The 25,194-nt window shown below is 62.1% G+C and carries 18 protein-coding genes; 5 read left to right on the top strand and 13 right to left on the bottom strand.

Features of this window, described 5'->3' with window-relative positions:
* Positions 1-108 precede the first annotated feature (108 nt).
* From WOB96_RS00770 to WOB96_RS00760, 3 genes are all read left to right on the top strand, one after another.
* Positions 109-1,803, top strand: coding sequence for a proline--tRNA ligase (locus WOB96_RS00770; RefSeq protein WP_341369351.1), 1,695 nt, complete (start codon positions 109-111; stop codon positions 1,801-1,803).
* Between the two features lie 14 nt (positions 1,804-1,817).
* Positions 1,818-2,276 (top strand): universal stress protein, encoded by a 459-nt coding sequence (locus tag WOB96_RS00765; protein WP_341369350.1) that lies wholly within the window; start codon positions 1,818-1,820, stop codon positions 2,274-2,276.
* 146 nt (positions 2,277-2,422) lie between these two features.
* A complete protein-coding gene (locus WOB96_RS00760; protein WP_341369349.1) occupies positions 2,423-4,294 on the top strand; it encodes a PAS domain S-box protein in 1,872 nt (623 codons plus the stop codon).
* Positions 4,295-4,424: 130 nt separating this feature from the next.
* Here the strand turns inward: WOB96_RS00760 and clpB are convergent, their stop codons facing one another.
* From clpB to WOB96_RS00710, 10 genes are all read right to left on the bottom strand, one after another.
* Complete coding sequence (clpB, locus tag WOB96_RS00755) at positions 4,425-7,028, bottom strand: ATP-dependent chaperone ClpB (protein WP_341369348.1); 2,604 nt, start codon at positions 7,026-7,028, stop codon at positions 4,425-4,427.
* 54 nt (positions 7,029-7,082) lie between these two features.
* Positions 7,083-7,538 carry a JDVT-CTERM system glutamic-type intramembrane protease MrtJ gene (gene mrtJ, locus WOB96_RS00750; protein WP_341369347.1) on the bottom strand — a complete coding sequence of 152 codons (456 nt, stop codon included), beginning with the start codon at positions 7,536-7,538 and terminating at the stop codon, positions 7,083-7,085.
* Complete coding sequence (locus WOB96_RS00745; RefSeq protein WP_341369346.1) at positions 7,535-9,091, bottom strand: S8 family peptidase; 1,557 nt, start codon at positions 9,089-9,091, stop codon at positions 7,535-7,537. Before WOB96_RS00745 ends, mrtJ begins: the two co-directional genes overlap by 4 nt.
* 11 nt (positions 9,092-9,102) lie before the next feature.
* Positions 9,103-9,468, bottom strand: a complete 366-nt coding sequence (locus tag WOB96_RS00740) for a hypothetical protein (protein ID WP_341369345.1) — start codon at positions 9,466-9,468, stop codon at positions 9,103-9,105.
* Positions 9,469-9,546: 78 nt separating this feature from the next.
* On the bottom strand, positions 9,547-10,737 hold the full coding sequence (locus WOB96_RS00735; RefSeq protein WP_341369344.1) for an MFS transporter: 1,191 nt from the start codon (positions 10,735-10,737) through the stop codon (positions 9,547-9,549).
* Positions 10,734-11,837, bottom strand: coding sequence for a chorismate synthase (aroC, locus tag WOB96_RS00730; protein ID WP_341369343.1), 1,104 nt, complete (start codon positions 11,835-11,837; stop codon positions 10,734-10,736). The genes WOB96_RS00735 and aroC overlap by 4 nt, the downstream gene beginning before the upstream one ends.
* A 116-nt stretch (positions 11,838-11,953) precedes the next feature.
* Entirely contained in the window at positions 11,954-12,760 is an 807-nt protein-coding gene (gene folE2 / locus WOB96_RS00725) for a GTP cyclohydrolase FolE2 (protein ID WP_341369342.1), read from the bottom strand.
* Positions 12,761-12,814: 54 nt separating this feature from the next.
* Entirely contained in the window at positions 12,815-14,692 is a 1,878-nt protein-coding gene (gene dxs, locus WOB96_RS00720; protein ID WP_341369341.1) for a 1-deoxy-D-xylulose-5-phosphate synthase, read from the bottom strand.
* Complete coding sequence (locus WOB96_RS00715; RefSeq protein WP_341369340.1) at positions 14,689-15,591, bottom strand: polyprenyl synthetase family protein; 903 nt, start codon at positions 15,589-15,591, stop codon at positions 14,689-14,691. Before WOB96_RS00715 ends, dxs begins: the two co-directional genes overlap by 4 nt.
* 22 nt (positions 15,592-15,613) lie before the next feature.
* The gene (locus tag WOB96_RS00710; protein ID WP_341369339.1) at positions 15,614-15,889 is read right to left on the bottom strand and encodes an exodeoxyribonuclease VII small subunit; all 276 of its coding nucleotides are present in this window, start codon (positions 15,887-15,889) and stop codon (positions 15,614-15,616) included.
* A 311-nt stretch (positions 15,890-16,200) separates the two neighbouring features.
* Here WOB96_RS00710 and WOB96_RS00705 point away from each other — a divergent pair, with 311 nt between their 5' ends.
* Positions 16,201-16,575, top strand: a complete 375-nt coding sequence (locus tag WOB96_RS00705) for an Hpt domain-containing protein (RefSeq protein ID WP_341369338.1) — start codon at positions 16,201-16,203, stop codon at positions 16,573-16,575.
* A 44-nt stretch (positions 16,576-16,619) separates the two neighbouring features.
* Positions 16,620-17,009 (top strand): response regulator, encoded by a 390-nt coding sequence (locus tag WOB96_RS00700; protein ID WP_341369337.1) that lies wholly within the window; start codon positions 16,620-16,622, stop codon positions 17,007-17,009.
* Between the two features lie 36 nt (positions 17,010-17,045).
* On the opposite strand, the gene WOB96_RS00695 is transcribed toward WOB96_RS00700, so the two are convergent.
* The 3 genes from WOB96_RS00695 to dusA form a co-directional block, all read right to left on the bottom strand.
* Positions 17,046-19,109, bottom strand: coding sequence for a hybrid sensor histidine kinase/response regulator (locus WOB96_RS00695; protein WP_341369336.1), 2,064 nt, complete (start codon positions 19,107-19,109; stop codon positions 17,046-17,048).
* 14 nt (positions 19,110-19,123) lie between these two features.
* Positions 19,124-23,974 carry a response regulator gene (locus WOB96_RS00690; RefSeq protein WP_341369335.1) on the bottom strand — a complete coding sequence of 1,617 codons (4,851 nt, stop codon included), beginning with the start codon at positions 23,972-23,974 and terminating at the stop codon, positions 19,124-19,126.
* A 174-nt stretch (positions 23,975-24,148) separates the two neighbouring features.
* Entirely contained in the window at positions 24,149-25,168 is a 1,020-nt protein-coding gene (dusA, locus tag WOB96_RS00685; protein WP_341369334.1) for a tRNA dihydrouridine(20/20a) synthase DusA, read from the bottom strand.
* Positions 25,169-25,194 lie beyond the last annotated feature (26 nt).

Raw genomic sequence — 25,194 nt, 5'->3', positions numbered from 1 at the left:
CTAAATATCCGGATTTCGCCGGATGCTGTCAAGGTTAACTCCCGGGCTTCATTTTATCGGGCGCAGTGCTTACACTGACCGAAACGACCTACCTCACCGGATTGGACCATGCGACGCTCACAAATACTTATTCCGACTCTCAAGGAAACTCCGGCAGACGCCGAAGTCATCAGCCACCAGCTCATGCTGCGCGCCGGATTGATCCGCAAACTGGCGGCCGGCCTCTATACCTGGCTGCCGCTGGGCTTGCGCGTGCTGCGCAAGGTGGAAACCATCGTACGTGAGGAAATGGACCGCGCAGGGGCCCAGGAAGTGCTGATGCCGATGGTACAGCCCGCCGAACTCTGGTCGGAATCTGGCCGCTGGGAACAGTACGGACCGGAACTGCTGCGCATCAAGGACCGCCACGCGCGCGACTTCTGCCTCGGACCCACCCACGAGGAGGTCATCACCGACCTGATCCGTGGCGAGATCCGCTCCTATCGTCAGTTACCGGCCAATTTCTACCAGATCCAGACCAAGTTCCGTGACGAGATCCGGCCGCGTTTTGGCCTGATGCGTGGGCGCGAATTCACCATGAAGGATGCCTATTCCTTCCACGCCGACCAGGAAAGCCTGCAGGATACCTATCGGGTGATGTTCGATGCCTACAGCCGTATCTTCCAGCGCCTGGGGCTTGAATTCCGCGCCGTGGAAGCGGATACCGGCTCGATCGGCGGCAGCGCCAGCCATGAGTTCCACGTGCTGGCGGACTCGGGCGAGGATGCTATCGTCTACTGTCACCAATGCGAGTATGCCGCCAATCTGGAACTGGCCGAGAGCCGGCCCGCTCCCCTGCCCTGCGATGCCCCAATGCCGGCGCAAAAGGTGACCACGCCCGGCATCCGCACCGTGGCGGAGCAGGCGCAGATGCTGAAACTTTCCCATGATCGCATCGTCAAGAGCGTAGTGGTGATGGCCGATGATCAACCCGCCGCGCTTTTCCTGCTCGGTGACGACGAACTGAACCCGATCAAGGCCGCCAGGGCGCTGGGCGCAAAGCAGGTGCGCATGGCCGAGGCCGCCGAGGCCGAAACCGCCACCGGTGGCGTGGTCGGCTTCATCGGCCCGGTGAATCTGCCGGAGAAGCTGCGGGTGCTGGTGGACCAGCGTGCCGCCGCGGCCTGTAATTTCTCCAGCGGCGCCAACGAGAAGGATTATCACTGGATCAACCTCAACTGGAACCGCGATGTGCCGCTGCCGGAAACGGCGGACCTGCGCAACGTCAAGGCCGGTGAGCCCTGCCCGCGCTGCGCGGGAAATCTCGGCATCCGTCGCGGCATCGAGGTCGGTCATATCTTCCAGCTCGGCGACAAGTACAGTCAGGCCCTGCACGCGAGCTTCCTGGATGAACAAGGTCAGGAGCGCATCATGCGCATGGGCTGCTATGGCATCGGCGTATCGCGTGTGGTGGCCGCCGCGGTCGAGCAGAATTATGACGACAAGGGCATCATCTGGCCGCAGGCCATAGCACCCTTCGATGTCGGGCTGATCGCCATCAACGCGCAGCGTTCGGAAAAGGTGATGGCGGCGGCGGAAACCCTCTATGACCGCCTGCGCGACCTCGGCTTTGAAGTACTCTGGGACGACCGTGCGGAACGGCCGGGCGTGCAGTTCGCCGAAATGGACCTGATCGGCCTGCCGCATCGGGTGGTCATCAGTGAACGCAACCTGGAACACGGCCTGCTGGAGTACAAGGCCCGCGTTGCTGCCGAAGCGGAACTGCTGACCCTGGATGCCGTGCTGGAGCGGCTACGCACCTGAGGGGAGGAAAGGACATGGGATCACTGTTCAGTCATGTGCTGGTACCGGTGGACTTCTCAGCGCATTCGGAAAGGGCCGCGCTCAGGGGCGCGATACTTGCACAGCAGATGCAGGCACAACTGACGCTCGTGCATGTGTTTTCGCCCGAGTTCATCCATCCCTATCCTGAAATGGTGGGCGAGATGATGCCGCCAGTCATGGTGGATCTGGGCGATCAACTGCGCGCGAGTGCTGAGCGCGGCATCCAGGCACTGGCCGACAGGCTTCGCCAGAGGCATCCGGATCTGCGCGCGGAAATCATCGAGAGCACTGACAGGACCGGCAGCGCCATCGTCGATTTTGCCGGCAGGATACAGGCCGATCTGATCGTGATCGGCAGCCACGGTCACAGTGGCCTGGGACGCCTGCTGCTTGGATCGACCACCGACCGGGTGGTACACGAGGCCCCTTGCGCCGTACTGGTTGTCAAGTAGGACTGGGTTCGCGCAGCATCCCGCCCTGCCCGGTTCTGGCCGGGTAATCCCCGTCCTGGCAGATCCTCAGACAAAAGCCCTGTAACTTTGATCTCGCAAGTGTATAAGCTAAGCGGTCTGCACACCTTGCGCCGGGAGGCTGCTTCATGACCAGGGAAGAAGCGCTGGCATCAAAGCAACAGACCGACAACCTGATCGACCAGCTGCCCCTTGGCATACTCGTCCTGGATGCGCGGTTGCGTGTTCTCAAGAGCAATCAGTGTTCACGTCTGCTGCTCTCTCTCGATCCAGCATCACTGGCCGGTCGCTCCTTGCCGGAGCTCCTGCCATTGCCCGGTCTGGCGGCGCTCGGGGAAAAGATCGCACGCGGCGAGGCCCCGGACACGAATCTCGAAGCCTGTTGGGGTGGCAGGGAGTTACGGATTGCCGTCAGCGGCATCCGCCATATCAATGAAAATGCCCTGTTGCTGCTGATCCTGCAGGGCCAGAAAACCATTGCGGAAGAAGACCTGGCCGACTGCAAGCGCAATGAGGAACTTTTTGAGCTGTTACTGCAGGGAGTCAGGGACTACGCCCTGATCGTGGTGGACCCCGAAACCCGCATCCTGATCTGGAACCAGGGTGCGGAACGCCTGTTTGGTTATGATCACGACGAAGTGCTCGGACGCCGTGGCGATTTCATCTTCACGCCGGAAGACCGGGCCGCCGGCATTCCTGCAGAAGAAATGCGCATCGCGCGCGAACAGGGGCGCGCCCCGGACAAGCGCTGGCATCTGCGCAAGGATGGCAGCCGCTTCTACTGCGAAGGCACAGTGACCTCCCTGCTGGACGATGAGGGCCACCTGCGCGGCTACGCCAAGGTGCTGGAGGACCGCACAGCCATCAGGACGGCGGAAGAGGCGCTGCGCGAGAGCGAGACGCGCTTTCGCCTGCTCATGGAGAACGTGCAGGATTACGCGATTTTCATGACGGACATCGAGGGTCGCGTACTGGAATGGAATGTTGGCGCGGAGCGCATTCTCGGCTACCGCGAGACGGAGATCATCGGCCACTCCGCCTCCGTGATCTACACCCCCGAGGACCGGTGGGCAAATGTTCCGGCCAGTGAACAGGAACACGCGCTCATGCATGGCCAATCAGTCGATGAACGCTGGCATCAGCGCAAGGACGGCAGCCGCTTCTATGCCTCCGGAATGCTTTTCACACTGCGGGATGAGCTTGGCCATCACAAGGGGTTCGCCAAGATCCTGCGGGATCAGACCCGACAGAAACTGGCCGAGGAAGAAATCCAGCGACTGAATCGGGAACTGGAGACACGCGTGCAGGCCCGCACCGCCGAGCTGGTGGCGCTGAACCGGGAACTGGAATCCTTCAGTTATTCCGTGGCCCATGATCTGCGCGCGCCGCTACGGGCGATCAACAGCTTCAGCCATGCCCTGCAGCAGGACAGTGCCGATTGCCTCAACACCGAGGGCGTGCATCATCTCGGTCGTATCCGCCAGGCGGCCCAGCGCATGGAGCACCTGATCGACGACCTGTTGAAGCTCGCCCAGGTCACGCGCCAGGAGATTCGCTGGGAGAACGTGGACCTGTCCGATCTGGCCAAGCGCATTCGCGGAAAGCTGCAGACCGGCGACCCCATCAGACAGGTGGACTGGATCATTGCGCCGCACGCCATGGCCCAGGGTGATGCCCGCCTGCTGGAAATCGCCCTGGAAAACCTCATGAGCAATGCCTGGAAATTCACCAGCAAGACACCACAGGCGCGCATCGAGTTCGGCGCGATGCCGCGGGAAGGCAAAAGTGTCTTTTATGTGCGCGATAACGGCGCAGGCTTTGACATGCACTATGCCAACCGGCTCTTTTCCGCCTTTCAGCGTCTGCACAGTGTCAGTGATTTCGAAGGTACCGGCATTGGCCTGGCAACGGTCGCGCGCATCATCCACCGCCATGGTGGCCACGTCTGGGCGGAGGGCGCGGTCAACCAGGGCGCAACCTTCTATTTCAGCCTGAACTAAGGTGACATGGCCAGACCAGGCGTGTCATCAATGAGAAGCTGACTACACATACGCGGGCCTGCAAAGTCGGCAGGATTCATGAAAAAGGGACTGCCGTTGCAGTCCCTTTCGTTTGGAGCCCATTCCACCTTCAGGCGGCATCGGCCTCGCCCCGATGCGGGACGAAGGTGAAGCCATCGGCTGTCGCGTCCACCTCGATCAGATCCCCGGGCTGGAAGCGGCCCTGCAGCAGCTCCTGGGCCAGCGGGTTCTCGATCTGCTTTTGAATCGCCCGGCGCAGCGGCCGTGCGCCATAGACCGGATCGAACCCGGTTTCCGCCAGCAGATCGAGCGCTGCATCGCTGAAGCGCAGATCCATGTGCCGATCGCGCAGGCGGCGACGCAGATACTGGCTCTGGATCTCGACGATCTGGCGCACCTGCCGCGCCTGCAGCGGATGGAAGATCACGATGTCGTCGATGCGGTTGAGGAACTCCGGCCGGAAGTGCCCGCGCACCACCTCCATGACCGCCGCCTCCATGGCCTCCTGATCCCGGCCGATATAGGCCTGGATGCGGTCCGAGCCGAGATTCGAGGTCATGATGATGACGGTATTGCGAAAATCCACCGTGCGTCCCTGATTGTCCGTGAGCCGCCCGTCATCGAGCACCTGCAGCAGGATGTTGAAGACGTCCGGATGCGCCTTCTCCACCTCGTCGAGCAGGATCACCGAATAGGGTTTCCTGCGCACCGCTTCGGTGAGCTGGCCGCCCTCCTCGTAGCCGACATAGCCCGGCGGGGCGCCGATCAGCCGCGCCACCGCATGCTTTTCCATGTACTCGCTCATGTCGATGCGGACCATGAGGTCTTCGGAATCGAACAGGAATTCCGCCAGGGCCTTGGTCAGCTCGGTCTTGCCTACACCCGTCGGTCCTAAAAAGAGGAAGGAACCATAGGGCCGGTTGGGGTCGGAGAGCCCGGCGCGCGAGCGACGAATGGCATTCGACACGGCCTTGACCGCCTCGTCCTGGCCCACCACGCGAGCGGAGAGCCGATCCTCCATCTTCAGGAGCTTCTCGCGCTCGCCTTCCATCATGCGGCTGACCGGAATGCCGGTCCAGCGCGAGACCACCTCGGCAATTTCCTCCTCGGTGACCTCCTCGCGCAAGAGTCTCGGCTTGCCATCAGCTTGCACTTCGGCCTGCTGCGCCTGGGCCAGCTGCCGTTCAAGCTCCGGAATCGTGCCGTACTGCAGCTGCGCCATGCGCTCCAGGTCACCGGCGCGACGGGCGCTGTCCAGCTCCACCCGGGCGCGATCGAGCTCCTTCTGAATATGGGAGGCACCCTCGATGGCCTGTTTCTCGGCCTGCCAGACGGTTTCGAGTTCCCTGTACTTGCGTTCGGACTCGCCGATCTGTTCCTGGATGAGCTCCAGGCGCTTGCGGCTGGCCTCGTCCTTTTCCTTCTCCAGCGCCACGCGCTCAATGTTGAGCTGCACCAGCCGTCGATCCAGCTCATCGAGTTCCTGGGGCTTGGAGTCGATCTCCATTTTCAGGCGCGAAGCGGCCTCATCGATGAGATCGATGGCCTTGTCCGGGAGCTGGCGCCCGGTGATGTAGCGATGCGAAAGCTGTGCCGCAGCCACCACCGCCGGATCGGTGATGCGAATGCCGTGATGCACCTGGTACTTTTCCTTGAGGCCGCGCAGGATGGCGATGGTGTCCTCGACCGAGGGCTCGTCCACCTGCACCGGCTGGAAACGCCGCTCCAGGGCCGCATCCTTTTCGATGTACTTGCGGTACTCATCAAGCGTGGTGGCGCCGATGGCATGCAATTCGCCACGCGCGAGTGCGGGCTTGAGCATGTTGCCGGCGTCCATGGCGCCCTCGGCCTTGCCCGCGCCGACCAGGGTATGAATCTCGTCAATGAAGAGAATCAGCTGCCCCTGCGCCTTGGCGACATCGTTCAGGAGTGCCTTCAAACGTTCCTCGAACTCGCCGCGGAACTTGGCACCGGCAATCAGGGCGCCGAGATCGAGTGAGAGCAGGCGCTTGCCGCGCAGGGTCTCGGGCACCTCGTTGTTGACGATGCGCTGCGCCAAGCCCTCGACGATGGCGGTCTTGCCCACGCCGGGTTCGCCGATCAGCACCGGATTGTTCTTGGTGCGACGCATCAGCACCTGAATGGTGCGACGGATCTCCTCGTCGCGCCCGATCACCGGGTCGAGCTTGCCCTGGGCGGCGCGCTCGGTCATGTCCACGGTGTACTTTTCCAGGGCCTGACGCTGCTCCTCGGCATTGGCGTCCTTGATCTTCTCGCCGCCGTGCAGATCATCGATGGCCTTTTCGAGGTCCTGCCTGCTGGCTCCTGCCTCCTTGAGCAGACGTCCGGCCGCGCCCTTGTCATCGAGCAGGGCGAGCAGGAAGTGTTCGGTGGCGATGTAGGCATCCCCGCGCTGGCTGGCGATCTTGTCGGCCAGGTTGAGCATGTTGTTCAGGTCGCGCGAGACGTGCACCTCGCCGGGCGTGCCCTGCACCTTGGGCAGATTCTCGAGCTCGCGCCCGAGCTTCGAACGAAGGCCGTCCACGGACACACCGGCCTTGGCCAGCACGCTGCGCGCAATGCCACCTTCCTGATCGAGGAAGGCGACCAGTAGATGTACCGGCTCGATCTGCTGCTGATCGAGCCCCAGTGCCAGGCTCTGCGCTTCCTGCAGACCCTGCTGAAACTTGGTGGTGAGTTTGTCCATCCGCATGACTGACTCCTTGTTTTTGCCTTATCCAGCAGATGGGGACATTCTATGAGGCTTTCAAGCCGGCCAGAGCAGAAAATAACCAAGATTGTAAGCCGCGTGGAGCAGCAGCGGCGCGTAGATGCAGCCGCTGCGTTCGCGGAAATAGCCAAACACCAGGGCCGGCAGGAACACCGCCAGCGCCCAGGCGGGCGTGTGGCTCAGGGCATGCAGGCCAGTAAAAAGCATGGCCGTCAGCAGATTCGCCGAAGTGAACCCCCCCAGCCGCAAGCGTCCCCAAGGGGTCTGCAGCAAATAACCCTGCACCATGCCGCGAAAAACCAGCTCCTCAATCAAAGGTTGCAGCAGGACCAGGGAAAGGAGCTCAAGGGCAGCGGGCCACCCCGGCAGAGGCGGATGCCAGCATGACCAGAACAGCCAGAACACAGGGCCGGCAAGCAGCGCCAGCCACCACTGAAGATCCCAGTGGAAGGGCCGGCAGCCACGCAGCCCCAGGATCGCGGTTTCGCTCAAGACCGCCTTGCGACAGCATGTGGACGGAAGCGGGACAGGCGACCCAGCAGCCAGAGCAATACCGGCAGCAGAATCAGGCCGCTGTCCGTACTGCCATCAGTCGCCATGACGCAACCCCCACCACCACCGGACGGCGCCGACGCGGGCGATGTTGTCGGGCCCTGACCCGGAGCCGGATATTGCGTCTGGCCAGCACTGCCCGCCGTAAAGGACTGCGCCCGGGCAAGCGCTGCGCCAGCATCCAGCCGCCCAGCGCCGCAGTTACCGGGTGTCGCGCAGGGGCTCGATGCCTCACTGACCTGAATGGGAACGGCGGAATCGCGCAGGATCCGATTCAGGTCGACTGCTGTCAGTTGTGGGTTGACTGCCAGCATCAGGGATGCGACGCCGGACACCAGCGCGGTCGAGAAACTGGTGCCGGCATTGTAGGCGTAGCCATAGGTTTCATCAGTGTTGAGGGTCAGAGACAGGATGCCGTTGGCCACATCGCGGGAGCCTGCCATGTATCCGCCAGGCGCGCTGATGCTGACGCTGCTGCCATAGTTCGAATAGGGCGCAAGCTGTCCTTGCCGGTCGGTGGCGGCCACGGTGATCACGCCGGGGCAGACGGCCGGCGTGACGGGTGCGTCCTGAAGCCTGCTTGCTGCATTGCCGGCGGCGGTGATCACCACGGCACCCTTTTGCTGCAGTTCACTGAGTACTTCCTGTTCTGCCTGCCCGCAACCACCATCGGCACCGAGGCTCAGATTCAGGATGCGGGCCGGATTAGGATTGTCCGGCGCGCCCTCGACATGCAGGCCAGCCGCCCAGCGCATGGCGATGAGCAGTTCCGAGAGGCTGCCGCCACCCTTGCCCAGCGCGCGCACCGGCAGGATGCGCGCCATCCAGTTGACGCCAGCCATGCCGATGCTGTTGTCGCTGGAGGCCGCGATGATGCCGCTGACGAAGGTACCATGCCAGGAATTGGGCTCTTCTGCTGCCACCGCGTCCCCCGGGTCCGTGGGATCGCTGTCCCAGCCACCGCCATCGTTGGCAGTGTCGGTATTGCTGACAAAGTCATATCCAGGCAGGACCTTGCCACCGAGATCCGGGTGCGCGGGCAGGATGCCGGTATCGATCACGGCGATGACCTGATCCGCCCGCCCGGTGCTGCGCTCCCAGGCCGGCCCCACATTGATGCCCGCCGGCCCCGACAGGCTCCACTGGCTATTATTGGCAAAGAAGGGGTCATTGGGGGTCGGGCCCGCCATGGGCCTTACCAGACGATCCGCCTGTATGTAGGCCACGTCTGCCCGGCCAACTAGTTGCTTTTCGAGATTTGCCCGTTCAGCGGCGGAAATGCCGGCGGGCAGATCGAGCACCGCAATTTCCGGACTGATGTTTTTCATCGATCCCGGCCTGAGACCAAGCTGCTCCGGTAGATTGCGCGCGGCGATGATGCCCGCTGGCGCGTTGTCGGCTTTCAGTCTGACGATGAGGCCTTCTGCAAGGGCTGTCTGAGCCAAGGACAGAATGGCCAGCAGGCTGATCAGGGAAAATGCATTTTTTTTCATACAGAAACTCATCAAGGTAGCCTGACTGCTCTGTCCGGCTCGGCATAAACCACTGCCGGGTGCGCGCGCAGGCGCTGCAGGGCATTCGCAAGAGCCGCTTCGGACAGGCGGTCACGACTTTCAAAAACATAGAGATTGGGTGAGATGGCAAATTGCGGTCGGAGCAACAGGCCGCCAGCACGGGACAGGGAAGCGACCAGGGCTGAATCAGGTTGTTGACCGTCCTGCAGACGCAGCAACAGGCGGGGGCCCTGCCATTTCGTGCCGGGGTTAAGGGTGTTCACCCCGGCCTGCTCCGTCGTCTCCACTGGCAGGACCGAGGAACAGGCGCCGAGGCTCGGCAATAGCAGGCCAAGAACAAACAGGGCCTTATTCATCGGGCAGGAGGCTTGTCGTACAAAGTGGTTCTACTCCATCAACTCTTTACATTTTTCTTTACATTTTTGCCCGGCCTTTCAGCCAGCCGGCTGTAGCGCCTGCATGCGTCGTCCAGCCAGCAAGATGAGCAGCAGGCCCAGGCCCGTGGCCAGGGCGGCGGCAACAAAGCTGGCCGACCCGCCCCATTGCTGCCAGATCGCCCCCGCGGCAAGCCCACCTATCGCCCCACCAAAACCAAAAGCGATGCTGGTGTACAAGGCCTGACCCTGCACCCGCTCCGCCGGCGCGAACTGGCGGTAGGTCAGATTCACAGCCGCGGCATGGAAGCCGGCATAACTTGCGGCATGCAGGACCTGGGCAAATACGATGAAACCGAGATTAGGCCAGGCGGCAATGATTGCCCATCGGACCAATGTAAATGAAAAACTGGCAATCAGCAGCTTGCGCAAACCCATGCTAGCGACTACACGTTCGCTGACCAGAAAGAATCCCACTTCGCAGAGCACCGCAAAGGCCCAGAGCAGACCTATATACAGGCCACTGATGCCATGCTGGCCAAGATAGATGGAGTAAAAGGCGTAATACGGGCCGTGACTGGCCTGCTCCAGGGCGCAACCCAGAAAAAAGGCCAGCACACCCGGCCGGCGCAGCAGCGCCAGCGCGGATACCCGGGCCCCCTCCTCTACCGGGTGGCGCTCGCCACCCGGCAGACCAAGGCCGGCCAGCCAGACGCCGAGCAAAAGCGCAAGCACCACCACCAGGAACAGCCACTGCCCCCAGTGTTCGATCAGACCGCCAAGGCTCAGGGATACGGCGATGAAGCCCAGCGAGCCCCACAGACGCACCCGTCCATAGCGCCCGCCGGTGCGTCTGGACCAGTCGAGTGTCGTGGTTTCCACCAGCGGCAGGGACGCCGCCCAGAAAAACGAGAACAGCAAGGTGGCCAGCGCGATGCCGAAAAAGTCATGCGTGAAGAACAGCAGGGCAAAACCTGCCGCGGCAGACAGGGTGGCCCAGTGAATGACCCGCAGGCGATCGCCGGTGCGTTCGGCAAGGCTGCCCCAGAGATTGGGTGCAAAGACCTTGCTGACCTGCACCAGGGCAGTCAGGATGCCGATCTGCAGGGCGCTGAGTCCTGCGTCTTTGAGGTAAGGGCCCCAGTAGGGCACGAAGGCACCCAGGGCAGCAAAATAGAGGGCGTAGAAACTGGCAAGGCGGGCCGCCTCGGTCGGGACCCCGAGCTGTTGCCCGCCCTTTGGGAAAATCACACCGGGGCTTGGGCGGGAATGACCGGGGTTGTCGCGCGTAGGTCCGCGTTCTGGGCACGCTGACGCAGATAGTGATCCATGATGACCAGCGCCACCATGGCCTCGACGATGGGCGCGGCACGAATGCCCACGCAAGGGTCATGGCGGCCGGTGGTGATCACCTCGCAGGGCGCGCCATGCACATCGATGCCCTGGCGCGGCAGGCGGATGCTGGAAGTGGGTTTGATGGCGATGCTGGCGGTGATGTCCTGGCCGCTGGAAATGCCACCCAGCACGCCGCCTGCATGGTTGGACAGGAATCCCGTCGGCGTCATCTCGTCGCCATGTTCTGTGCCCTTCTGCTCGACCACCGCAAAGCCGTCGCCAATCTCCACGCCCTTGACGGCATTGATGCTCATCAGCGCCTTGGCAAGGTCGGCATCCAGGCGGTCGAACACCGGCTCGCCCAGGCCCACCGGCACATTGCGCGCCAGCACATTCACCCGCGCGCCGATGGAGTTGCCCTCCTTGCGCAGGGCATCCATGTAATCGGCCATGCGCAGCGCGGCATTGGCATCCGGGCAGAAGAAGGGATTGCGGTCGATTTCGTCCCAGTCATGGGTCTCGGCGCGGATCGGGCCTATCTGGGCCAGCCAGGCGCGGATCTCCACCCCGAGCTTCTCGCGCAGATATTTCTTGGCGATGGCGCCACCTGCCACGCGCATGGCGGTCTCGCGCGCGGATGAGCGCCCCCCGCCGCGATAATCACGGATTCCGTACTTTTGCAGATAGGTGTAATCCGCGTGACCGGGCCGGAATTGATCCTGGATCTTGCCGTAGTCCTTGGAACGCTGATCGACATTGCGAATCAGAAGGCCGATGGGCGTACCGGTGGTGATGCCCTCGAACACCCCCGAGAGAATCTCCACTTCATCCGGCTCGCGCCGTTGCGTCGTGTGGCGCGACTGCCCCGGCTTGCGCCGGTCGAGTTCAGATTGCAGGTCGGCAGCCGTGAGGGCCAGTCCCGGCGGGCAGCCGTCCACGATGCAGCCGAGCGCGGGCCCGTGGCTTTCGCCGAAGGTGGTGATCTGAAACAGGGTACCGAAGGAGTTTCCAGGCATGGTCAGTCGCGGCCGTCAATGGATTGCATGAAACCCTGCCGCGCGGCAGGAATCTAGCCGCGCATGCTCGCCCAAACGCCTGATGGCGTCAAGCCGGCCAGACCTTTCCGCAGGGCTCAGGCCGGCTGGCGCTTGTCCATCTCGATCAGGGCATAGGCCGAGTGGTTGTGGATGGATTCGAAGTTCTCCGAAGCCACGGAAAACCAGTCCACGCGGGGCTCGTTTTTCAGTTGGGCGGCCACGTCGCGCACCATGTCCTCGACGAACTTCGGGTTGTCATAGGCATGTTCGGTGACGTACTTCTCGTCCGGGCGCTTCAAAAGGCCGTAAACCTGACAGGAAGCCTGGGATTCCACCAGATCGATGATCTCCTCGATCCAGATCCACTGATTGGCGCGCACCTGTACCGTCACATGCGAACGCTGGTTGTGGGCGCCGCGTTCGGAGATGCTCTTGGAACAGGGGCAAAGACTCGTGACCGGCACCACCACCTCGATGACCTGATCGTAATCCTCGCCAGTGGACTCGCCGATCAGCGTGACCTCATAGTCCATCAGGCTTTCCACGCCCGAGACCGGGGCCTTTTTCATGACGAAATAGGGAAAGCTCATCTCCAGATGGGCACTTTCCGCATTCAGGCGCGAGCGCATCTCCAGGAGCATGTCGCGAAAGGATTCGACCGAGATCTCGCGCTTGTGGGCGTTGAGGATCTCGATGAAGCGCGACATGTGCGTGCCCTTGAAGTTATGCGGTAACTGCACATACATGTTGAAGTAAGCGATGGTGTGCTGGTGACCCTCGCTGCGGTCACGTACCCGCACGGGGTGGCGGATATCCTTGATGCCCACCTTGTCGATGGCGATGGCGCGGGCATCGGCCCGGCCCTGGACATCTTCGATGGGTTCAGCGGCGCAATCTCTCATGGGAAACCCTCTTCAAAAATCCTACCCGGAATACCCGAGTGTCATAGTCGGATATTAACGCGCCCGTCCCTTCGCCTCAAGCCGGGACGCACCTTCAAGCGCATGGGCGGCGCGCTGAATGCCTTCGCTGTCCAGTCCCATGGCCGCCAGTTGCGCGTGAGCATCGCCCTGTTCGGTGAAATCATCCGGTAGGCCAAGCAGTTGCAGCGGCAGTTGAATACCATTGCGGGCCAAGCACTCGGCCACGCCACTCCCCGCCCCGCCCGCCAGGGCATTCTCCTCGACGGTGATGATGCCCGTATGCTGACGCGCCAGTTCCAGGATAAGCGCCTCGTCCAGCGGCTTGACAAAGCGCATGTTCACCACCGTGGCATCCAGCGCCTCGCCGGCGGCCAGGGCCGGCGCCACCCGGCTGCCAAAGGCGAGGATGGCCGTATTGCGGCCACGGCGCAGGATCTCCGCCTTGCCAATCGGTAGTTCGCGCGGCGTTTCCAGCGCCAGGCCAAGCCCGCTGCCACGCGGATAGCGCACCACGCTCGGGCCCTGATGATGGTAGCCGGTATGCAGCATGTGACGCATCTCGTTCTCGTCCTTGGGGGCCATGATCACGAGATTGGGAATGCAGCGCAGAAAGGAGAGATCGAAGGCCCCCTGATGCGTGGCACCATCCGCGCCGACCAGGCCCGCGCGGTCCACTGCCAGCATCACAGGCAGGTTCTGGATGGCAATGTCATGGATGAGCTGGTCATAGGCGCGCTGCAGGAAGGTCGAATAGATCGCCACCACCGGCTTGAGCCCATCGGCGGCCAGACCGGCGGCAAAGGTCAGGGCATGCTGCTCGGCAATACCGACATCGAAATACTGCGCCGGAAAGCGCTCGGAGAAGCTCACCAGCCCGGATCCCTCGCGCATGGCCGGGGTGATCGCCATCAGCCTGGAATCCTGGACTGCCGCCTCGCAGAGCCAGTCGCCAAAGATCTGGGTATAACTCGGCACCTTGCCGGATTTTTTCTCCATCTTGCCGGTGCCCGGGTCAAAGGCGGTCACGCCGTGATAGACACAGGGATCGGCCTCGGCCGGCGCATAGCCCTTGCCCTTTTTGGTCACCACATGCAGCAGACGCGGGCCCTTGATGCGCTTGAGGTTGTCGAGCGTGCCGATCAGGCTGTCCAGGTCATGGCCGTCGATGGGGCCGTAATAGTTGAAGCCTAGTTCCTCGAAGAGCGTGCCGGGCATGACCATGCCCTTGACGTGCTCCTCGGCGCGGCGGGCCAGCTCATGGATGGGTGGGATCCAGCTCAGGGTGCGGTCGGCGCCTTCACGCACCGTGGTATAGAGCCGGCCGGACAGGAGGCGCGCCAGATAAGTGGAGAAGGCCCCAACATTGGGCGAGATGGACATCTCGTTGTCGTTGAGGATGACCAGCAGGTCGGCATCCAGGCTGCCGGCATTGTTCAGGGCCTCGAAGGCCATGCCGGCTGTCATGGCGCCATCGCCGATGATGGCCACCACCTGCCGGTCGATGCCCTGACGCTGGGCCGCCACGGCCATGCCGAGCGCGGCGCTGATGGAGGTGCTGGAATGCCCCACCCCGAAAGTATCATAGGGGCTCTCGTCGCGCTTGGGAAAGCCGGACAGGCCATCCTGCTGGCGCAGGGTCGGGAACATGCCGCGCCGCCCGGTCAGGATCTTGTGCGGATAGCTCTGGTGCCCTACGTCCCAGACCAGACGGTCCTCGGGCGTGTTGAAGACATAGTGCAGGGCCAGGGTCAGCTCCACCGTGCCCAGGCCCGCCGACAGGTGTCCGCCGGTACGCGAGACGCTGTCGATGATAAAGGCACGCAGCTCGCCGGCCAGCGGGCGCAGCGATGAACGTGGCAGGGCGCGCAGGTCCTCGGGAGAATGAATGTCCTGGAGCAGGCCAGGGCTCACTGCTTGCGTTCCACGACGAGGCGGGCAATGGCCCGCAGATGATCGGCCCTGTCATCGAAACCGGACAGCGCGGCCAAGGCCGACTCGACCAGCCTGTCCGCCATGCTGCGCGCCTCGCCCAGGCCCAGCAGGGAAACATAACTTGGCTTGTTGCGGGCACGATCCGCACCCTGCTGCTTGCCCATGGTTTCGGTGTCTCCGGTTTCGTCGAGGATGTCGTCCTGAATCTGGAATGCCAGACCGATGTATTCCGCGTATTCGCGCAGCTGATGAAAGGATTTGTCCTGTACCGTGAGTCCCGCGGCCAGCGCCCCGAGCGTGACACTGGCACGGATCAGCCGTCCCGTCTTGTGGATGTGCATGTCCTCGAGCTCGGGCAGGGAAAGCTGCCTGCCAACCGCGGCAAGGTCCATCGCCTGACCACCGACCATGCCACGCGAGCCTGCCGCCATTGCCAACTCCTCGATCATGCGCAGGCGACGCAGGGGCTCCACCGTCCAGGCATGATCCGCCAATACCTGGAATGCGAGGGCCTGCAGGGCGTCACCGACGAGGATGGCGGTTGCCTCGTCATAGGCCTTGTGGCAGGTCGGGCGCCCACGCCGCAGGTCGTCATCATCCATGGCAGGGAGATCATCGTGTACCAGCGAATACACGTGGATCAGCTCGACGGCACTGGCCGCACGGTCCAGCAGCTCGACACCGGCGCCAAGACTCTGTCCCGTGGCATAGACCAGCAAGGGCCGCAGGCGTTTACCGCCTTCGAGCGTGCAATAACGCATGGCCTGATGCAAACCAGCCGGCAGGATCTGCTCATCCGGCAAGAGCTGTGCGAGCTGAACCTCGATGCGTTCGCGCATGCGGGTCTGGAATTCGGCAAAACCTGCCAAAGCTGCCATGGAAATTCCTTCTGGGATCGGCTCAGCTACCGCCATTGTCTGCCTTGAAAGCCGTCAGGCTGGCGCCATCGGGTCCCTGGAGCAACTGTTCGACCTGCTGTTCGGCATCCTTGAGCCCCTGCTCGCAGATCCGGGCAAGCTGGACGCCACGCTCAAATTCGCTCAGGGCTTCCACCAGGGACTGCTGCCCCTGTTCCAGACGCTGAACGATGCCTTCCAGCTCGGCGAGGGCCTTTTCAAATTCGGCCGGAGAGGCGGCCTCGGAATTGGGGACTTGCGTGGTGACGTGCTCGGACACGGGATTCTTCCTGCGAGAAATTGCCGTAATATTAACGTATTCTGCCTAATGCCAGCAAACCCGACTGGCCTGCGACTATCCGGCCCGCGTCGGTCTGCTACTGTCACATGGCGAAGAAATCCTGTACTCTGCGTTGCAGATCCCAGGCTCGCAAGCCTGTCAATCCGTCCATCTACCGGATCCTGCTGCTTGCGGCCCCAGCTTGGGCATTGGCATAATCTGCCGATGACCAGAGCTTTCAAAACTGCCTTTGGACTTGCGCCAGTACCATACAAGCATAAACAATGCGCCTTGCGAGGTTTCCTCCATACATGAGTTCTCCGCCCGAATCCTTGCAGGACCGCTTTGCCGCCTTGCAGGCAGCATTCCTGCAACAGATGCGTGAACGGATGGCTGAAATCGAAGTGCTTTGGCCGACAGCACGAGCCTCCCGCAACCCGTCGGATCTGAAACCCTTATATATACACGTTCACAGCCTCTGTGGCAGCAGCGCCCCTCTCGGCTTCCCGGAGATCAGCGAGGCCGCCCAGCACGCGGATGCCTTTCTCAGGCCCCTGGCCAACGCCAGCGAGCCATTTCCTGCCGAGTGCATCTCCCGGATCGAATCATTGCTGGAAGCACTCAGGATGGCAGCGGGTAACAGCATGCAGGATAGCGAATCGGGCAAGATACGGACCGCCTCCTAGCGGGCCTGCCCAATGAGCGCCAGCAGCGGCAAGCAGGAAAAGGAATGAGCATGGGTGCCCGGATTCTCCTCGTCGAGGACGACGCAATCAATCTCGAACTGCTGGACTTCCTGGTCAGCGATGCCGGTTACGAGACCCTGCTGGCCAGGGATGGCATGGAAGGCGTGGAACAGGCCCGCCGGGAGCAGCCCGATCTGATCATCATGGATATTCTGATGCCGCGCATGGACGGCTATGAGGCCGCCCGGGAGATCCGCAGGATTCCCGAGCTGCAGGATACGCCAATGATTGCCGTGACCGCGCTGGCCATGGCGGGCGATCGCGAGAAGATCGAGCAGGCGGGCTTTGACGGCTATATTTCAAAACCAATCCAGATCAAATATTTTCTCGAGCAGATCGAGAGCTATCTACGTTCCAGATCCGAGGCGGGCTGACTACCCGAATTTACCCCCACATCCAGGAGTCGCTCACTAGCCGCCTGTCCTCTGCCTGGATTTCTGCCTGCTCCTGCGCACCGCCTTGGCATCCTGCAGGGGCAGCCGCACGCGAAACAGCGTACCTGCCTGCCTGCCCGGGCTCTCCACGCCGATGTCGCCCCCATGGGACTGCACCAGCGCCTTGGCGATACAGAGCCCAAGCCCGGTGCCCCCGGCCTCGCGCGTGGAACTCATGTCGAGCTGGGTAAAGGGTGTGAACAGTTTTCCAATATCTTCAGGATCGATGCCAACCCCGGTGTCACGCACCTCGGTCACCAGGAAATCGCCATCCGGAAAACAGCGCAGCTTCACCTCGCCGCCCGCCGGCGTGAACTTGATGCCGTTGTCGAGCAGATTGGTCAGAACCTGCACCACGCGGCGGCGGTCACACAACAGGTTGCAGTCCCAGGGCACCTCGACATGCAGGCTGACACCCTTTTTCTCGGCCTGCGGCAACATCATGCCGGCAACCTCCTCGACCAACTCCACGAAATCCGCGCTTGCAAGGCTCAGCTCGAAACGCCCCGACTGGAGCTTGGCAAAGTCCAGCAGGTCATTGACCAGATAGAGCATCCGGTCGGAGCCGCTGATGATATTACGCAGGAAGGCGCGCTGGCGCTCATTGAGCGGTCCCGCCATCTGGCCTTCGAGGACGGAAGCAAAGCCATTGATGTAATTCAGCGGCGTGCGCAGTTCATGGCTGATGACCGACAGGAACTCGCTTTTCATGCGATCCACCTGATGCAGGTGCTCGATCTGCTCCCTCTGCATCCGGGCATTTTCCACCCGGTCGGTGACATCCAGGCTGTAGATCAGCACGCCCTCTGAGCCCGCTTCTCCCGGCACCGGAAAAAAGGTGAAGTCCCAGCAGCGCAAAGCCGGACCATCATCAAGGGCAGCAAAGGAGATCTCGGCGCATTCCAGCCGCTTGCCCTGATCCAGGGCTTCGCGCAAGGGCTCGACGATCTCGGCCAGCGCCGTTTCCGGCAAGGGGTGATTGAGTAGTTCCTCGCGGGCAAAGCCCGTCATGCGCACGAAACCCGGATTACCCAGGCGCAGCACCAGCTCGCGATCGACGTAGGCCACGCCGCCCGGTGCATGCTCGATGACTTCCTCGATGAAGCGCTTCTGGCGGATCACGTCACGGGTGCGTTCCTGCACCTCGGCCTCGATGCGCTGGTTCTGATCCAGCAATTTCGCATTGAGGGTGCGCAGGGTCTCACGGGTGCGGACTCGCTCGTCGATATCGGTGCAGGTACCCAGCCAGCCGATGATCTCGTCGCCTGGACCGCGCTCAGGGAGCACCTGAATCAGATGCCAGCGCTGAAGCTGGTCGGCATCCCGCTTCAGGCGGGCCTCGAGCTCGAAGCCCTGCCCGGTCTCCAGGGCCTGGTCCCAGGCGGCATCAAAACTGGCGAGATCCTCGGGCGGCAGGATGCTTCCCAGCACATCCAGCCCCATCGCTTCCGGATCCAGGCCGGTATATTCACACCAGCGCCGGTTGAAATAGCCAAAACTGCGATCCGGCAGGGCCGTCCAGACGAGTTGGGGAATGCTTTCGGCCAGGTTGCGGTAACGCAGCTCCTTGGCTTCTTCGAGCTCCGCCAGCTGGCGGGCCTGCTCGCGCCGCTCGATCTGTCGCAGCAATTCGCCCTGGCGCCTGATCTGCTCATTCTTGACATACAGATCGACGAACACCGATACCTTGGAGCGAAGCACCGCGGGATCGAAGGGCTTGACCATGTAATCCACGGCACCCATGGCGTAGCCTTCAAAGATATAGCGCTCGTCCTTGTTGATCGCCGTCATGAAGATGATGGGGATCATGCGGGACTTTGGCCTATCCTTGATCAGCCGGGCGGTTTCAAAGCCATTGATGCCCGGCATCTGCACATCGAGCAGAATCACGGCAAAGTCCTGCTTGAGCAGGTATTTCAGGGCCTCCTCACCAGAATAGGCGCGTACCAGCTCATGTCCCAGTCCTTCCAGACTGGCCTCCAGGGCCAGCAGGTTTTCCGGACGGTCATCGACCAGGAGAATGCTTGCTTTTATCTGCATATTGTTCAAGCGGTTCAGGCTTCGGCCGCGTCCCGCGAGTCCAGCCACCGGCTCATGAGCATGAGCAACAGCTCGGTGTCGACCGGCTTGGGGATATAATCTGAGGCCCCGGCTTCGATGCACTTCTCGCGGTCACCCGGCATGGCCTTGGCGGTCAGGGCAATGATCGGCAAGGACGCAAAAGCCGTGAGCTTGCGAATTTCCTGCATGGTCTCGTAACCGTCCATGCCGGGCATCATGACATCCATCAATACCAGATTGATATCGGGATTGCGCTTGAGCATATTGATGCCGTCCAGGCCGTTCTCGGCATACAGCACCTCGATGTCATGGCTTTCGAGCACGCTGGCAAGTGCAAATATGTTGCGCGCATCATCGTCCACCACCAGTACCTTGCGGCCGGTCAGCATGCCCGGCGCCAGGAGCTCCTGCACCGGAGCGGATTCCAGGCGGCGCAGGCTGTGCCGGGTCTCGCTGAGCAGCAGTTCGGCGGAATCGGCTCCCTTGACGATGATCGATTTGGTGCACGCCCGCAATTGCGTTATCTCCTGGGGATCGAGTTCCTTACTGGTATAGATGAGCACCGGCAGGTCGTGGATCCCCTTTTCGGCCTTGATGTTCGCCAGCAGCTCGGCACCGCTCATGTCGGGCAATACCAGATCGAGCACCATGCAGTCAAAGTGTTGATGGGCAAGCGCGGCCAGCGCATCCGCACCGGTACTCACGGCCTGTACCTCAAGCCCCCCTTGTTCCAGCAGCTCCTGCAGGCTGCTGCGCTGGACGGCGTCATCCTCTACCAGCAGCAGGGTGCGCATTTCCCGCTGGGTCAGGCAGTTGAGATGCGTGAAGATGCTTTCCAGATTTTCCTGACTGACCGGCTTCTCCAGATAGGCCACGGCGCCGAGCGGTTCGCCATGCTGTTCCCGGTCCACGACCGAGATCACATGCACGGGAATGTGTCGGGTGTCGGGGTTGCGCTTGAGACGATCGAGCACTGTCCAGCCATCCAGAATCGGCAGCTTGAGGTCCAGCGTGATGGTCTGGGGCCGATAACGGTTGGCCAGTGCCAGCCCCGATTCGCCATCACCGGCGACCAGGCCCTTGAAGCCCTTGTCACGCGCCATGCTCAGCAGGATCCGCGCAAAGCTGACATCATTTTCGATGATCAGGAATACCGGGTCGCCAGGCAGGATGGCGTCGCGGTCATCGATCAAAACCTCCACAGGACGCAGCACCCGCTCGGCATCGATCATGGCCGACACCAAAGGCGAAGGCTGGTATTCGGTAAGAGCTTCGAGTTCCGCCTCCATGCCTTCCAGCTCAGGGTTCAGATAGGTCTGCGGCAGGTAGAGGGTAAAGGTGCTGCCACGTCCCGGCACGCTTTCGAGCCGGATCTCGCCGCCAAGCAGGCGGGCGATTTCACGGCTGATGGTCAGACCCAGGCCGGTGCCGCCATATTTGCGGCTGGTGGTGCCATCGGCCTGCTGAAAGGCTTCGAAGATGAGCCGCTGCTTCTCTTTCGGGATGCCGATGCCGGTATCCGTGACGGAGAAGGCGATGACGCCCTCGGCCTGGTTGAGTGCCGGGTTGTCGAACTTGCGCCGCTGATCCACGCGTGATACGTGCAGGGATACCTGGCCATGATCGGTGAACTTGAAGGCATTGGACAGGAGGTTCCGCAGGATCTGCTGCAGGCGCTGGCTGTCGGTATAGACCACCTTCGGCAGATCCGGCTCGAAATAGACGTTGAATCGCAGCGATTTTTGCTGAGCCACCTGACGGAAGCCCCGCTCCATGGTCTGCCCGAGCTCGGTCAGCGTGATCCGACTGGCATCCACCACCATCTTGCCGGATTCCACCTTGGAAAGGTCCAGAATCTCGTTGATCAGCGACAGCAGGTCATTGCCCGAGGCATAGATGGTGTTGGCAAACTCGACCTGCTTGTCGCTGAGGTTGTGATCCTTGTTCTCGGACAGCAGCTTGGCCAGGATCATCAGGCTGTTGAGGGGCGTGCGCAGCTCGTGCGACATGTTGGCCAGGAACTCGGACTTGTACTTGGAAATCAGGGCAAGCTGTTCGGCCTTTTCTTCGAGCGATTCACTGGCGAGCTCCACTTCCTTGTTCTTGACTTCGAGCAGGGTCGCCTTCTCTTCCAGCTCCTTGGCCTGGGCCTCGAGTTCCGAGTTGGAGCGCTGCAGCTCCTGCAACAGCTCCTCGGTTCGCATGTTGGCGGTGATCATGTTGAGCACCACGCCCACGCTCTCCATCAACTGATCCAGGAAGATCTGGTGGATGGGACTGAAGGGCTGGAAGGAGGCCAGCTCGATGACTGCCTTGACCTCGCCCTCGAACAGTACCGGCAGGACCACGATGTTCATCGGCGTGGCCTCGCCCAGACCACTGCTGATCTGGATATAGTCATGCGGCACCTGGGTGAGCAGGATGGTTTTCTTCTCCAGGGCACACTGGCCGACCAGGCCCTCGCCAAGCCTGAAGCGATTGCTGACGCTCTTGCGCGCCTTGTAGGCATAGCTTGAGATGAGCTTGAGTACCGGCGCGTCGTCCTCGCTGTCGGCCAGGAAAAAGACGCCGTGATGGGCGGAAACCAGCGGCGTCAGCTCGGACATCAGCAGGCGCGAAACCGCGGCCAGATCCTTCTGGCCCTGCATCATGCCGGAGAACTTGGCGAGATTGGTCTTGAGCCAGTCCTGCTCCTGGTTCTTCAGGGTGGTGTCCTTGAGGTTGCCGATCATCTGATTGATGTTGTCCTTCAGATCGGCCACTTCACCTTCCGCGGCGATGGAAATCGACCGGGTCAGATCGCCCTTGGTCACCGCGGTGGCCACCTCGGCGATGGCACGCACCTGGCTGGTGAGGGTCGATGCCATGAAGTTCACGTTGTCGGTGAGATCCTTCCAGGTACCGGCGGCACCCGGCACCTTGGCCTGGCCGCCCAGCTTGCCCTCGATACCCACCTCGCGCGCCACCCCGGTCACCTGCTCGGCAAAGATGCTCAGGGTATCGGTCATGCCATTGATGGTGTCCGCCAGCGCGGCGATTTCCCCCTTGGCGTCCACCGACAGCTTCTGCTTGAGGTCGCCGTTGGCGACCGAGGTCACCACGCGGGCAATGCCTCGCACCTGGGTGGTGAGGTTGCGGGCCATGAAGTTCACGTTATCGGTGAGGTCCTTCCAGACACCCGACACGCCCTTCACCTCCGCCTGGCCGCCGAGCTTGCCGTCCGTGCCCACCTCGCGCGCCACGCGGGTCACCTCGCCCGCGAAGGTGCTGAGCTGGTCCACCATGATGTTCACGGTATTTTTCAGCTCCAGGATTTCGCCCTTGGCATCGACTGTAATTTTCTGTGAAAGATCGCCGTTTGCCACGGCAGTCGTGACCTTGGCGATGTTTCGCACCTGGCTGGTCAGATTGCCCGCCAGCTGGTTCACGTTATCGGTCAGGTCCTTCCAGGTGCCGGACACGCCCTGCACCTCGGCCTGACCGCCGAGCTTGCCCTCGGTACCCACTTCCTTGGCCACGCGGGTCACTTCGCCCGCGAAGGTGCTGAGCTGGTCCACCATGGTGTTGATGGTGTCCTTGAGTTCGAGAATCTCGCCGCGCGCGTCCACGGTGATCTTCTGCGACATGTCGCCGTTTGCCACCGCGGTGGTCACGAGCGCGATGTTTCGCACCTGTCCGGTCAGATTGCTCGCCAGCTGGTTCACGTTGTCGGTCAGGTCCTTCCAGGTGCCGGACACGCCCTGCACATCTGCCTGACCGCCGAGCTTCCCCTCGGTACCCACTTCCTTGGCCACGCGGGTCACTTCGCCCGCGAAGGTGCTGAGCTGGTCCACCATGGTGTTGATGGTGTCCTTGAGTTCGAGAATCTCGCCGCGCGCGTCCACGGTGATCTTCTGCGACATGTCGCCGTTTGCCACCGCGGTGGTCACGAGCGCGATGTTTCGCACCTGTCCGGTCAGATTGCTCGCCAGCTGGTTCACGTTGTCGGTCAGGTCCTTCCAGGTGCCGGACACGCCCTGCACATCTGCCTGGCCTCCCAGCTTGCCCTCGGTACCCACTTCCTTGGCCACGCGGGTCACTTCCGAGGCAAAGGAACGGAGCTGGTCCACCATGGTGTTGATGGTGTCCTTGAGTTCGAGAATCTCACCCTTGGCATCGACTGTAATCTTTTGTGAAAGATCGCCGTTTGCCACCGCGGTGGTCACGAGCGCGATGTTTCGCACCTGGCTGGTCAGATTGCCCGCGAGCAGATTCACGTTGTCGGTCAGATCCTTCCAGGTCCCGGACACGCCCTGCACCTCGGCCTGGCCGCCCAGCTTGCCCTCGGTACCCACTTCCTTGGCCACGCGGGTCACTTCCGAGGCAAAGGAACGGAGCTGGTCCACCATGGTATTCACCGTGGTACCAATGCGCAGGAACTCGCCCTTGATCGGCCTGCCATCGATTTCCAGCGCGATTTTCTGGGAGAGATCACCCTCGGCCACGGCATTGATCACGCGCGCGACCTCCGTGGTCGGCATGACCAGATCACCGACCAGGCTGTTGACGGCTTCGATGCTCTGCTTCCAGGCGCCCTGGGCATCCCCAAGACTGGCGCGCTCGGCCATCCGTCCCTCGCGCCCAACGACCTTGCCAATGCGCGTCAACTCATTGGCGAGCCTTGCATTCATGCTCATCACATCATTGAAGGCGCGGGCAACTTCTCCCGTGATGCCGGACTTTACATGGCGGAGCCGGAGGGAGAAATCGCCCTCCCGAGCCGCCTCCAGGGCGGCGAGCAGCTGATCGAGAAACTGCGTGCAGGAAACATTTCTGGTCGAGCGTGCGTTCGTTTCGTTTTCCACGGAAGATCCTTGCGTGACTAAACGGGAAGTCGGGTACGGCCGATGGGGCGCGGGTCTGGACAGGAGTTAGACGTGTCGGCAGGCATCTGATCTACTCCCTGTTTCCAGGCGGAAATACTGAATGGCTGGCTTTGGCGTGCACCAAAAGGATGGCACCTTTTTACCTGAATTCAGTTACTTGGGCAAGCTGAGCGCCGGCTGCTCAAGCACCTCCCTCGGCAGGGCCAGCATGGCTTCCTCAAGGAGCGCGGGCCCGGCGCCAACCTGATGCACCCGGGTACTGAGCAGGCGTTTCCAGGCCCGGGTGCCTGGCTGTCCATGGAACAGACCGAGCATGTGGCGAGTGACGGCATGGAGACTGCCATGTGGGATCTGAAGCACCTTCTCGGCATAAGGCTGCATGGCTTCGATGACCCGGCGCCGCGTCAGCGGAGCAGCCGCCGGCCGATCGAACACGCGCGCATCCGCCCCGGCCAGGATCCATGGATCATGATAGGCGGCCCGCCCGAGCATGACACCATCCACATGGGCAAGATGCGCCTCGACCTCGTCGATGCTGGTCACGCCGCCATTGAGTTCGATGTTCAGCTGCGGAAAATCGGCCTTGAGCTGATAGACCTCCGTATGACGCAAAGGCGGCACCGTGCGGTTCTCCGCCGGACTCAGGCCCTGCAGCCAGGCCTTGCGGGCATGCACGATGAAGGTATTGCAGCCTGCGGCACTGACCCGCTCGACGAAACGCGCCATGTCCTCATAGCTGTCGAGTTCGTCCACCCCAACGCGGTGCTTCACCGTCACCGGCAGCCGGGTGGCGGCACGCATTGCGGCCACCATTTCTGCCACCTGTTCGGGCACGCGCATGAGACAGGCGCCAAAGCGGCCCGACTGCACACGGTCGGAGGGACAGCCGACATTGAGGTTGATTTCGGTGTAGCCCCACTCCTCCGCAATCCGCGCGCAGCGTGCCAGGTCCGCCGGATCGTCTCCGCCAAGCTGGAGCGCCAATGGCAGCTCCTCATCCGAGAAATCGAGGAAACGTTGCGGGTCGCGGCCACGCAGGATGGCTCCGGTGGTGACCATCTCGGTATAAAGAAGACAGTTGCGACAGATCTGGCGGAGAAAATAGCGGCAATGACGATCGCTCCAGTCCATCATGGGCGCAACGCTGAGCCGATGCGGGTTGATTGCAGACATGTAGGGATCCAGCCAAAAGGCAGGAT

Source organism: Thermithiobacillus plumbiphilus (genome assembly GCF_038070005.1).
Classification (GTDB): domain Bacteria; phylum Pseudomonadota; class Gammaproteobacteria; order Acidithiobacillales; family Thermithiobacillaceae; genus JBBPCO01.
Note: the sequence above shows the minus strand (reverse complement) of the source record. Positions and strands in the feature narration are given on the sequence as shown.